The sequence below is a fragment of the Sphingobacterium lumbrici genome (genome assembly GCF_006476045.1).
Lineage (GTDB): Bacteria > Bacteroidota > Bacteroidia > Sphingobacteriales > Sphingobacteriaceae > Sphingobacterium > Sphingobacterium lumbrici.
Genome location: NZ_SRZY01000023.1, coordinates 67,491 through 78,623 on the forward strand (window position 1 = coordinate 67,491; position 11,133 = coordinate 78,623).

The following is an 11,133-nucleotide window of genomic DNA, read 5'->3' on the forward strand; positions in this document are numbered from 1 at the left end:
AGAAAATCAGGAAGAAAAGAAAAAGGGCTTGTACATTGTTAAGTGTACAAGCCCTTTTCTGATTATTATAAAACTTAGTCAAATTTCCACCGGACAAAGGCCTCGATGGCTTCGTAATTGGCTAAACCTAACTTATGGTATAAACTCGCAGTATCACTGGTACGATCTTCGGCACGCACCCAGAATTCACGTGGATCATCACCCGGGAAAACCGGAAGATCTTTTTGTGACTGGTGTTTGAAGATGGCTAAACGTTTCCGTTTTACTTCTTGTGGTGAAAGCGGTACGGCCATCTCTATTTCATGAATCGGATACTCATGCCATGCACCACGGTACAGCCACAGCCAACAGTCTTTCGTCCACTCGTCTGTCTTCGATAAGCGGTGTAATGCTTCAAATAAAATATCAAAACATACTTTATGTGTTCCATGTGGGTCTGCAAAATCACCCGCAGCAAAAACCTGATGTGGTTTTACTTTGCGAAGCAATTCAATAGTTTGTTGGATATCATCCTCATAAGAGACCTCCTTTGAAAATTTTCCTCTATCATAGAATGGTAATGCCTGGAAATGTATATTTTCATCTGGCAGACCTACAAAGCGTGCCCCTGCAATGGCTTCTCCCTTGCGAATAAATGCCTTAGTGATACGAATAATTTCGGGATCAACCTGATTTGGTTGCTTTGTCTTGAAAAATCTCCTCGCTTCTTCGTACACTTTACGTGCTGTACTATTATCATCGTCAATTGCTTGCTCAAAATCCATAACGAATTCCAGGTAACGCAACACATCATCATCCCATACTGCTGTATTACCCGAAGTCTGATAAGCCACATGAACGTTATGACCTTGGTCTGCTAAGCGAATAAATGTACCTCCCATTGAAATCACATCATCATCAGGGTGTGGAGAGAACAACAATACATTCTTTCGTGCGGGTTCGGCACGCTCCGGACGGTTGCTATCATCGACATTCGGCTTTCCTCCCGGCCATCCGGTAATGGTACGCTGTAATTCGTTGAAAATACGGATATTGATACTATAAGCTGGCCCCTGCTCAGTTACAAGCTGCGCCATACCATGATTATTGTAATCGTCATCTGTTAACTTCAGAATGGCTTTATTCAGGTACAACGACAACCATACAACGGCTTTTTTAGCTAACGATTCTGTCCAGATGACATCTTCAGCCAACCAAGGTAAATCAAAACGTGTCAGCAAGGAAGCGGCATCTTGATCCAACACAAATTCTACCTTGTCGGATAATTGCAGATAAGTTGCCGGAATATCGGAAGATATATCACCTTCGATAGCTTTTTTTACAATCTCTGCCTTCTTCTCATTCCAAGCCATCAAAATAATTTCCTTCGCTTTGAATATAGTACCCACACCCATGGTAATCGCTTTGGTTGGCACATTTTCTTTACCACCAAAATCACGGGAAGCATCTCTTCGTGTCAAATCATCTAACGTAACAAGACGTGTTCCTGAATTAGGTGCAGACCCTGGTTCGTTAAAACCGATATGACCTGTACGTCCAATACCGAGAATCTGAATATCTAGTCCACCGAAAGAAGATATTTTTTGCTCATATCCTTCGCAGAATGCGGGTACTTCTTCCAATGTCAGTGTTCCGTCTGGAATATTGATATTTTCTGTGGGAATGTCGATATGATCAAATAATTGATTGTTCATAAACTGAACATAACTTTGATCGGCTGTCGGTTGCATCGGATAGTATTCATCTAAGTTGAAAGTCACGACATTTTTAAAGCTCAGACTTTCTTCTTTGTGCATACGAACCAACTCTTTGTAGACTTTGGTCGGAGTTGCCCCTGTAGCTAAACCTAATACAGCGGTTTCACCCTTTTCTTGTTTTTCTTTGATAATGGAAGCAATACGTCTTGCAACATCTAGTGAGGCCGCATCTTGATCTGGATATACCTTTACAGGTACTTTTTCAAAACGAGTCTCCTCTAACAAATTTAATCTTGCCATTGGTAAGGAATAATAATTTAGAACGTGAATAACAAATTTAGAAATAAAAACCTCGATTTGTTAATAAACTAATATTTTTTTTGCTGTTTCATGCGCTTTTTATGTTCGCAAACGTTTGTCTGTCCTATAATTCTTTTAAATACTGGATTGCAGAACCTAACGTTTCTTCTTTTTTAGCAAAACAGATTCGCAAGAGGTGCTGACCAAAAGAGGCTACTATAAACGATCTGTCCCGTAAAACAGGATATCGAATTACACTTCATCACTCAACACATAGATATTTCGGTCTGCTATAAACCGTTCTAAAGCCACTAAATCTTCTTGTGCCTGAATGGATTCCCGTAGGATTATTGATTTCAAAATATGGGAGCCTGTAAGCGAACAGGGAGTACCTTGCCACCGAAAACTTCTACACTGGGTTTATACGAATCGTACGCAGATTCGAAAATGTAGTCGAAGCTCCATTATGCCGGGCATCGGCGCATACTGATTAAACCCTTGGGCATATATGCAGTCACAAGGTTGATTCATTCGGGATCGGCCGGAAGATCAGGAAATCCTTGTGATAAATTAACAGCGCCATGCGCATTGGAAAGGGCTGTCATCTGTGAAAAGATACTCACAGTGGTTTCGGGAAGCTTGGACGAGAAGAAATTTTTCATAGATATGTATATCTTTACATAAATTTTAATGACATGATTAGATTACTATTATCCCTATTGCTAATGATTCCGGTTCTTTTATGTGCCCAGTCAAAAGAGGAGCTCATGGCACAAATAAAAGATAAACCAACCGAAATTGCTACAATCCGCTTAATTCAACGTGTTGGAGGATATGATCCAGACCATAAGGAGTTAAGAACGCTCTTTAAAGGATTAGATAAAAAAGTAAAAAAATCAAACGAAGGTAAAATCTTCGAACGCTATTTGGATGCATTGAAAAACAGCTCGGTTGGAAAAAAAGCGCCGGGTATTACGCAATTGGATTTAAGTGGTGAACCATATTCGCTGCAAGATCTGAAAGGTAAGTATGTATTAGTGGACTTTTGGGCTTCATGGTGCCCTCCTTGCCGCGAAGAAAACCCTAATCTAGTCGCGACATATACCGAATTCAAAGACAAAAATTTTGAGATATTGGGTGTTTCCCTGGATAAGGAATTCGAACCGTGGAAAAAGGCAATCGAAGACGATAAGCTGACCTGGAAACATATTTCAGATTTACAGTATTGGAACAACGGAGCTGCACAGACTTATGGCATTAAAGCAATCCCACAGAATGTACTGGTGAATCCCGAAGGAATTATTATCGCAAAGAACATTCATGGAGAAGCGCTAAAAGATAAGCTACGAGAGGTACTGAAGTAGAGCCGGGTTTAAATTAATCCTCCTTATTTCTTAACCTCCCTCTCCAATAAAATTACAATAGTAGCAAAACATAAAATAGTATCTTTGTACCAAATAGATATTATGAGTACTGTACGCGCAAAGAAACATCTCGGACAACATTTCCTAAACGACAAAAATGCCGCTCAACGTATTGTCGAAGCGTTAACCCCTTTGCTGGGATTCAAGCATGTGCTGGAAGTGGGGCCAGGAATGGGTGTACTATCCGACTTTTTACTCCAACATGAGGAGTACCAAACCTACTTAATCGATGTCGACGATGAGTCGATAGCGTTCCTTGCAGACAAGTATGCGCAATTAGGTAACCGCCTAATTCATGGAGACTTTTTGGCGTTGGATTTCAACCAGTATTTTGGAGATCAAATGGCCGTGATCGGTAATTTCCCATACAACATCTCTTCTCAAATATTATTTAAAATATTGGAGGAGCGAAATCGCGTGGTTCAAATGGTCGGTATGTTTCAAAAGGAAGTTGCTGAACGATGTGTTGCTAAACCAGGCAGTAAGGAATATGGAATACTAAGTGTTTTCCTCCAGGCCTACTATGATGTGGAATACCTTTTCACGGTAAAAGCAGGCGCTTTCAACCCACCGCCCAAAGTATTGTCAGGGGTAATGCGCATGACTCGCAATGCCAGAACAGTACTGGATTGCGATGAAAAACTATTTTGGAGAGTGGTGAAGGCCGGATTTAACCAACGTCGCAAGACGCTACGGAATTCATTATCCGGTGTTATTCCAAAAGATAAAATGAGCGATAATCATTTATACGAATTAAGGGCAGAACGTTTAAGTGTAGAAAATTTTATCCAATTGACAAACGAAATTACTAACGCATAGTGTGATGAGCACCAATATTCTTATCGTTGATGATGTACACCCTGTCTTGTTGGAAAAACTAGACAGAGAAGGAATCCGATATTCCTATGAGCCCACCATAAGTAGAACTGAGGCAGAAACTTGTATTTCGCTTTATACGGGGCTAATTATACGTTCAAAATTTCAGGTCGATCGAGAATTTATAGATTTAGCACCGGCATTGACATTCATCGGCCGTTCAGGGGCAGGAATGGATAACATCGATGATGAATATGCCGCACAAAAAGGAATTGCGTTAATCAGTGCCAATGAAGGAAACCGGGATGCTGTTGGTGAGCACATGATCGGCATGCTGCTGAGTTTAATGAATAATCTGAACCGTGGGAATCGTGAAATCGCCGAAGGAAAATGGTTGCGTGAAGAAAATCGGGGCTACGAACTTAAAGGGCGAACGGTGGCATTAATAGGCTATGGCAACAATGGACAAGCGATGGCAAAAAAACTATCCGGATTTGATGTTAACATAATTGCTTATGACAAATATAAAACTGGTTTCTCGGATGCATATACACGGGAAGTATCAATGGAAGAAATTGTAAAACAAGCCGATGTGGTTAGTTTCCATATCCCCTTAACCAGAGAAACAAGATGTCTGGTTGATGACGAATACCTATTCCACTTTCGAAAACCCATCTTCTTTTTAATGGGTGCCCGCGGGGGCATCGTACATATACCGGCCGTAATAAAAGCCCTTGATAATGGTAAAATTCTAGGTGCCGCATTTGATGTATTACCTGTAGAGAAATTTCCTACACTTGGTCAGCAAGAGTGGTATTCCGACTTGATTTCGCGAGATAATGTTTTATTAAGTCCGCACGTCGCAGGATGGACGTTTGAAAGTTATTACAAATTATCTGAGATACTGGTGGATAAAGTAATTCAATATCTTACCCCCCCCGGCCGGAATGCCTACGCAGGCTATAAATACTGAATTAGACTGCAGATAAGGAATTGAAGAATCAGTGCCATATCCAAAAGATAAACGTGGTGATACTGCTTAATGTGCGGAAATATCATAAACCGCATTGTCAGTACGATGACCAAATTCGTTATGAAGAGGCCTATTTTTATATGACCTTCGTAAGGAGAGCATAGCACAAGAATCGAATGTACCAACACGAGGGTATAGCACAATCGAATAGATTTTTTCTCTCCCAATAGATTGGGAATAGTTTTGAGGTGATAATATGAATCTTGCCGCATATCCCGTATATCGAAGGGCAACGTGCAAAGCAGTAAAAAGATGACTTTGGCAATTCCCAAATAGTTCGCTGCATACCAATCTATGCTCCCCCCTTCTGCCCATAACTGTACTACTGGCAAACCAACACTACTTAAAGACCAGATGATTGCGATATGAAAGAGTTTGAGTCCGGGTAACTGCCGCAATCCGCCCCGCACCCCATTCATCTTAAAAAGAGGCAGTGCGTAGCTTAAACTTAGCAAACCTATCCCTGCTAAAAAGAAAAGCGTATGCAGATGAACTTCCATTAAAGCATAAGCCAACAGTATAAAAGCAAGAATACTATTCGTCCACAGCAACCATTCATTTTTGAAGATCCATCTCGTCCTTAAATAGGGCGATTCATGGGGATATTTAGGTTTGGAGCGCAGCATACTGAAGTTGTATAATAGCAACGTAGCTGTTCCTTCGATCATTAAAATATACGGATTGCAGGGCTTATTCAAAATTATATAGGTCAGTGCACATTGCAGATATGCCGCCAAACCTATTAGCAGGTTGCTAAAAATAAAGAAGTAATATACATTGTTGACTATACGCATTTTGTCGCTTTTATGAGGCAATTTAACATTACCATCCCAGGATGAATATCACGAAAATTAGTAATTGACATCAAAAAAAATTAAATTAGCTCACATAAGAACTTACTTGCTGTTTACAATAAATATATGGCAGGAACAAATAAGTTTTAATATAAAAATAGTATAGACCTATAAATTTTAATAAAAAAGATGAGTTTTCAAATTAATTCTTTTGAAGCATATCAAGAAGCTTACAAAAAAAGTATTGATTATCCGGAACAATTTTGGGGAGAAATTGCGGAGAATTTTTTCTGGAAGAGGAAATGGACGAATGTACTGAATTGGAATTTTACCGAGCCAGACATTAAATGGTTTGAAGGAGGTAAGCTTAATATTACAGAGAACTGTCTAGATCGCCACATCTATAGCCAGGGTGACAAACCCGCGATCATCTGGGAGCCGAATGATCCGAACGAAGCACACCGTATCCTTTCGTACAAACAGTTGTTGCAGAAAGTAGAACAATTTGCCCATGTCTTAAAGAACAACAATATCCGTAAAGGCGACCGCGTATGTATTTACTTACCGATGGTACCCGAATTAGTCATTGCGGTATTAGCCTGTGCCCGTATTGGTGCGATACATTCGGTTGTATTTGGTGGATTTTCGGCACAATCCATTGCAGACCGCATCACTGATGCCAACTGTAAACTCGTGATTACTTCAGATGGCGGTTTCCGCGGCACGAAGGTATTAGAACTGAAATCCATCGTGGATGATGCACTCATGCAATGCAAAACGGTAGAAAAGGTAATTGTACTGACACGTACACGTACACCGGTATCGATGATCAAAGGCAGAGATGTGTGGTGGGAAGACGAAATCAAAAAAGTAGAAACACAGGGAAATCCGTCCTGCCCTGCTGAAGAGATGGATGCGGAAGATACACTTTTTATCCTCTATACATCGGGATCAACAGGTAAACCAAAAGGCGTTGTACATACAACGGGTGGATACATGGTGTACACGGGATATACTTTTTCCAACGTATTCCAATATCAACCCGATGAAGTCTATTTCTGCACCGCAGATATTGGATGGATTACGGGGCATTCATATATTGTCTATGGCCCACTCTCTCAAGGAGCCACTTCGTTAATGTTTGAAGGAATCCCTACTTTTCCCGATGCGGGACGGTTCTGGGATATCGTCGATAAATTCAAGGTAAATATCCTGTACACCGCACCTACCGCAATCCGTTCGTTGATGGCATTTGGAGATGATTTTGTGGATAAATACGATCTAAGCAGTATCACAAAACTGGGATCTGTTGGAGAGCCAATCAATGAAGAAGCTTGGCAGTGGTACCATGATAAAATAGGAAAAGGCAAAGCGCCGATAGCCGATACCTGGTGGCAAACGGAGAACGGTGGTATATTAATAGCACCTATAGCAGGTATCTCACCGACCATCCCAAGCTATGCTATGTTACCGCTTCCGGGAGTGCAACCCTGTTTGATGGACGAGAATGGACAGGAGATCGAGGGAAACGATGTATCCGGAAATCTCTGCATCAAATATCCGTGGCCGGGTATGTTGCGCACCACTTGGGGCGATCATGAACGCTGTAAACAAACGTATTTCTCCACCTATGAAAACAATTATTTTACAGGTGACGGATGCTATAGAAGTCCGGAGGGTTACTACCGCATCACTGGCCGTGTGGATGATGTATTGAATGTTTCAGGCCACCGCATTGGTACTGCTGAAGTCGAAAATGCCATAAACATGCACTCCGATGTAGTCGAATCGGCCATTGTAGGCTACCCACATCCGGTTAAGGGACAGGGAATCTACGCGTATGTCATCGCCAATCACCACATCGACGAAGAGAGCACACGTAAAGATATCTTACAAACGGTAACCCGTCTGATTGGCGCCATCGCCAAGCCAGACATTATCCAATTTGTAAGTGAGTTACCGAAAACAAGATCAGGTAAAATCATGCGGCGTATCTTGCGCAAGATCGCAGAAAATGAGCTTTCAAGTTTAGGTGATACGTCTACGCTACAAGATCCAACCGTGGTCGAAGCAATTATTCAGGGAGCTGAAAAAATAAGGAAATAAGACAAGAGGGAGGGTCAACATTTTGTTGACTCTCTCTTGTTCTCGTGTTGTATGGTTTTAATTATAAGACGCTCGAAATAAAAAAGGGAATGTCTATAAAATTCGACATTCCCTAAAAAACAATTTTGCTACAAAGGTGTTATATTCATCCATTTGCGAGCATCAGTCGCCGTAACTAAGTCATACCGGCTGGCACCTTTTTCGATCACATACAATCACAGCTGTATATAAAAAAGACCGAATAGAATTCTCATCCTCAGACACATTCTCCTTTCGCTGTAAATAGGCAATAAAAGCATCCTGCGCCAAATCTTCAGCCAACTCGGAATCGCCTACTAGCTTCCAAGCAAAGTAACAAAGTCCTTTATAATATCGTTTAAATAAATCAGCCGCAAAATCATTCATAACACTACAATTAATAATCTTGGAGAAGATAATCTAGGAATAGATCGACATTATCCTATAAATGCAAGAGCAATATACAAACTTAACACTAAAATAACATTATAAATGTTGTAAAAAATTATCTCCCTATATATAAAACTTCTTCCCCGACGCAATAAAGACAGAGATATTCGATATTATTTTATGAAAAAAGCGTCTTTTTTCGTATTTTTATGGCTTTCCATAAATCCATAATAAAAAATAGATGCTATTAGCTGTATTATCGGGATTAATCATATCGCTTTTAATTATTCCATTTGGCAAGCTGTTAAAGACCAAATGGAGTATTCTCCTCACCTTATTACCTGCATTACTTTTTTTGTATTTCATAAGCTATATACCCGCTATATCTGCCGGATCCAGCTTTTTGCAGCACACAAATTGGGTGACCTCTTTAGGGGTCGATTTTGACTTCAGATTGGATGGCTTATCTTTACTTTTTGCACTCTTGATTACCGGTATCGGGACAGCAATATTTTTTTATGCCAGGACCTATTTAAAAGGTCATGTCTTTTTCGATCGCTTCTTTGGCTATCTGTGTCTCTTCATGTCCGCAATGCTGGGGGTAGTTTTATCAGACAATATACTTTTGCTGTTTATATTTTGGGAACTGACGAGTATCAGCTCTTTCTTCCTGATCGGATTTAACAATGACAATGCGGAATCTCGAAAAAGTGCCTTGACAGCGCTTAGTATTACTGGATTGGGCGGTTTTTTCTTACTGGCGGGTTTGGTACTATTGGGGAATATTACAGGTACCTATACCATATCCGAACTTATCACTTCTCGCGAATCTATCCTCAACCACAACTTATATCCGTTGATACTTGGATTCCTGTTCTTGGGTGCATTCACAAAATCAGCGCAATTTCCGTTTCATTTTTGGTTACCGGGCGCCATGAAAGCACCTACACCCGTATCTGCGTATCTTCATTCGGCGACGATGGTGAAAGCCGGAATCTATCTATTAGCGAGATTTTCTCCAATATTAGGTGGTACCGACTATTGGAATTACACGTTAATGGCCGTAGGTGGATTTACAATGTTATTTGCTTCTGTCCACTCCCTGTTCCGAATCGATTTAAAAGGTATTTTAGCCTATTCCACTATTTCGGCATTAGGGATTTTGACTTTTCTTATCGGGTTAGGTACGCGGGAAGCTATCATAGCAGCAAGTGTTTTTATATTAGTACACGCACTATATAAGGCTACGCTGTTCTTGGTAACCGGCATCATCGATCATGAAACGGGCACGCGGGATATCACAGTATTGGGAGGTTTACGAAAAGTATTGTTGCCGGTTTCGATAGCAGGTGTTCTAGCCGCTTTGTCAAGTGCTGGTCTCCCACTTACGTATGGGTTTATCGGTAAAGATTTAATATACGAAGCTACCTTACATACCAATTATCAAACACTCGGTTGGATATTGACCGCAGTAGCTATTGCAACCAATATCGGACTGGTAGCCGCTGGATTTATGGCAGGCATAAAACCATTTATGGGATCCTTGCCCAAGCAATTCGAGACCGTACATCTTCCGTATAAATCCATGTGGATACCTCCATTGATATTAGCCATATTAGGATTGGTCTTTGGTTTGTTCCCCGGTCCGGCAGGCGATTTTATAAACCACGCCACGGCAAATGCTATTTATGGGAGCGAAACAGATATGCATCTGAAAATATGGCATGGATTCAATATCGTGTTGATATTAAGTCTTGCGACCTTATTAGCTGGAACCCTCGTATATTTTATCAATAAACCCAGTGCATTGAAATTACATGCCATTGAAAAGCTCAATTCAATAGCACCGCAACGCGTCTTTACACGCTTTGCCAACGATATTATGCGGTTTTCAAGGTGGTACACTGATCTATTTCACAACGGATACCTACGATCATATCACCTGAAAATTATATTATTTGCGGAGGCTCTCCTCGCGTACAAGCTATGGCTTAGCGGCCCCTTTGCATTTAATTTTGATACGGTAACCATGCCGTCCTTTTATGAAATTGGCGTTATCTTAATCTTGATAGGCGCGTTATACCTGGTCGTAACCACCCCATCCCGATTAACATCCGTAGTATCCATGAGTGTGGTTGGGTATTGTACCTGTTTGATATTTGTGTTCTATAGTGCTCCCGATCTTGCGATGACGCAATTTACCATCGACACCTTAAGCACCGTATTATTTGTACTGGTATTATACAAGCTGCCTAGCTTTATCAATATGACCAGTAAAACTGTGCTCTATCGCGACGGCATAATCGCATTAAGTTTTGGGGGGATCATCTCATTAATCGCTTTACGCGTATGGTCTGAACCCATTTCAAAAGATATCGCTAATTTTTACGGCGAAAATGCTTACATCTTAGCGAAAGGTAAAAATGTAGTGAATGTGATACTAGTCGATTTTAGAGGGATTGATACCATGTTTGAAACGGTGGTGTTGAGTATTGCAGCATTAGGCGTATACAGTTTAATACGATTACGATTAAAATCAACAGAAAAAGAATAAT

The 11,133-nt window shown here is 40.7% G+C and carries 9 protein-coding genes; 5 read left to right on the forward strand and 4 right to left on the reverse strand.

The features are described from left to right. Nucleotides 1-74: 74 nt before the first annotated feature. Both nagB and E4F24_RS14060 read right to left on the reverse strand, forming a co-directional pair. Complete coding sequence (nagB, locus tag E4F24_RS05680) at nucleotides 75-1,997, reverse strand: glucosamine-6-phosphate deaminase (protein ID WP_140937699.1); 1,923 nt, start codon at nucleotides 1,995-1,997, stop codon at nucleotides 75-77. A 527-nt stretch (nucleotides 1,998-2,524) separates the two neighbouring features. After that, nucleotides 2,525-2,659 (reverse strand): hypothetical protein, encoded by a 135-nt coding sequence (locus tag E4F24_RS14060; protein WP_262708994.1) that lies wholly within the window; start codon nucleotides 2,657-2,659, stop codon nucleotides 2,525-2,527. Between the two features lie 33 nt (nucleotides 2,660-2,692). Here E4F24_RS14060 and E4F24_RS05685 point away from each other — a divergent pair, with 33 nt between their 5' ends. From E4F24_RS05685 to E4F24_RS05695, 3 genes are all read left to right on the forward strand, one after another. Beyond that, a complete protein-coding gene (locus E4F24_RS05685) occupies nucleotides 2,693-3,361 on the forward strand; it encodes a TlpA family protein disulfide reductase (protein ID WP_140937700.1) in 669 nt (222 codons plus the stop codon). Between the two features lie 102 nt (nucleotides 3,362-3,463). Next, nucleotides 3,464-4,240 (forward strand): 16S rRNA (adenine(1518)-N(6)/adenine(1519)-N(6))-dimethyltransferase RsmA, encoded by a 777-nt coding sequence (rsmA, locus tag E4F24_RS05690; protein WP_140937701.1) that lies wholly within the window; start codon nucleotides 3,464-3,466, stop codon nucleotides 4,238-4,240. A 4-nt stretch (nucleotides 4,241-4,244) separates the two neighbouring features. Beyond that, entirely contained in the window at nucleotides 4,245-5,210 is a 966-nt protein-coding gene (locus E4F24_RS05695; RefSeq protein WP_140937702.1) for an NAD(P)-dependent oxidoreductase, read from the forward strand. On the opposite strand, the gene E4F24_RS05700 is transcribed toward E4F24_RS05695, so the two are convergent. Beyond that, complete coding sequence (locus E4F24_RS05700; protein ID WP_140937703.1) at nucleotides 5,198-6,064, reverse strand: UbiA prenyltransferase family protein; 867 nt, start codon at nucleotides 6,062-6,064, stop codon at nucleotides 5,198-5,200. The two genes, E4F24_RS05695 and E4F24_RS05700, sit on opposite strands and share 13 nt — an antisense overlap. Nucleotides 6,065-6,253: 189 nt before the next feature. On the opposite strand from E4F24_RS05700, the gene acs reads away from it, so the two are divergent. Further along, entirely contained in the window at nucleotides 6,254-8,170 is a 1,917-nt protein-coding gene (gene acs / locus E4F24_RS05705) for an acetate--CoA ligase (protein ID WP_140937704.1), read from the forward strand. A 180-nt stretch (nucleotides 8,171-8,350) separates the two neighbouring features. Here the strand turns inward: acs and E4F24_RS05710 are convergent, their stop codons facing one another. Beyond that, nucleotides 8,351-8,575: a sigma factor gene (locus E4F24_RS05710; protein ID WP_140937705.1), complete on the reverse strand. Its 225-nt coding sequence runs from the start codon at nucleotides 8,573-8,575 to the stop codon at nucleotides 8,351-8,353. 244 nt (nucleotides 8,576-8,819) lie between these two features. Here E4F24_RS05710 and E4F24_RS05715 point away from each other — a divergent pair, with 244 nt between their 5' ends. Continuing rightward, nucleotides 8,820-11,132: a putative monovalent cation/H+ antiporter subunit A gene (locus E4F24_RS05715; RefSeq protein ID WP_140937706.1), complete on the forward strand. Its 2,313-nt coding sequence runs from the start codon at nucleotides 8,820-8,822 to the stop codon at nucleotides 11,130-11,132. Nucleotide 11,133 lies beyond the last annotated feature (1 nt).

What these genes read in the sequence shown, in the direction of transcription:
- nagB (WP_140937699.1), bottom strand. Translation starts at nt 1,997, where the DNA reads ATGGCAAGATTAAATTTGTTAGAGGAGACTCGTTTTGAAAAAGTACCT.
- E4F24_RS14060 (WP_262708994.1), bottom strand. Translation starts at nt 2,659, where the DNA reads ATGAAAAATTTCTTCTCGTCCAAGCTTCCCGAAACCACTGTGAGTATC.
- E4F24_RS05685 (WP_140937700.1), top strand. Translation starts at nt 2,693, where the DNA reads ATGATTAGATTACTATTATCCCTATTGCTAATGATTCCGGTTCTTTTA.
- rsmA (WP_140937701.1), top strand. Translation starts at nt 3,464, where the DNA reads ATGAGTACTGTACGCGCAAAGAAACATCTCGGACAACATTTCCTAAAC.
- E4F24_RS05695 (WP_140937702.1), top strand. Translation starts at nt 4,245, where the DNA reads ATGAGCACCAATATTCTTATCGTTGATGATGTACACCCTGTCTTGTTG.
- E4F24_RS05700 (WP_140937703.1), bottom strand. Translation starts at nt 6,064, where the DNA reads ATGCGTATAGTCAACAATGTATATTACTTCTTTATTTTTAGCAACCTG.
- acs (WP_140937704.1), top strand. Translation starts at nt 6,254, where the DNA reads ATGAGTTTTCAAATTAATTCTTTTGAAGCATATCAAGAAGCTTACAAA.
- E4F24_RS05710 (WP_140937705.1), bottom strand. Translation starts at nt 8,575, where the DNA reads ATGAATGATTTTGCGGCTGATTTATTTAAACGATATTATAAAGGACTT.
- E4F24_RS05715 (WP_140937706.1), top strand. Translation starts at nt 8,820, where the DNA reads ATGCTATTAGCTGTATTATCGGGATTAATCATATCGCTTTTAATTATT.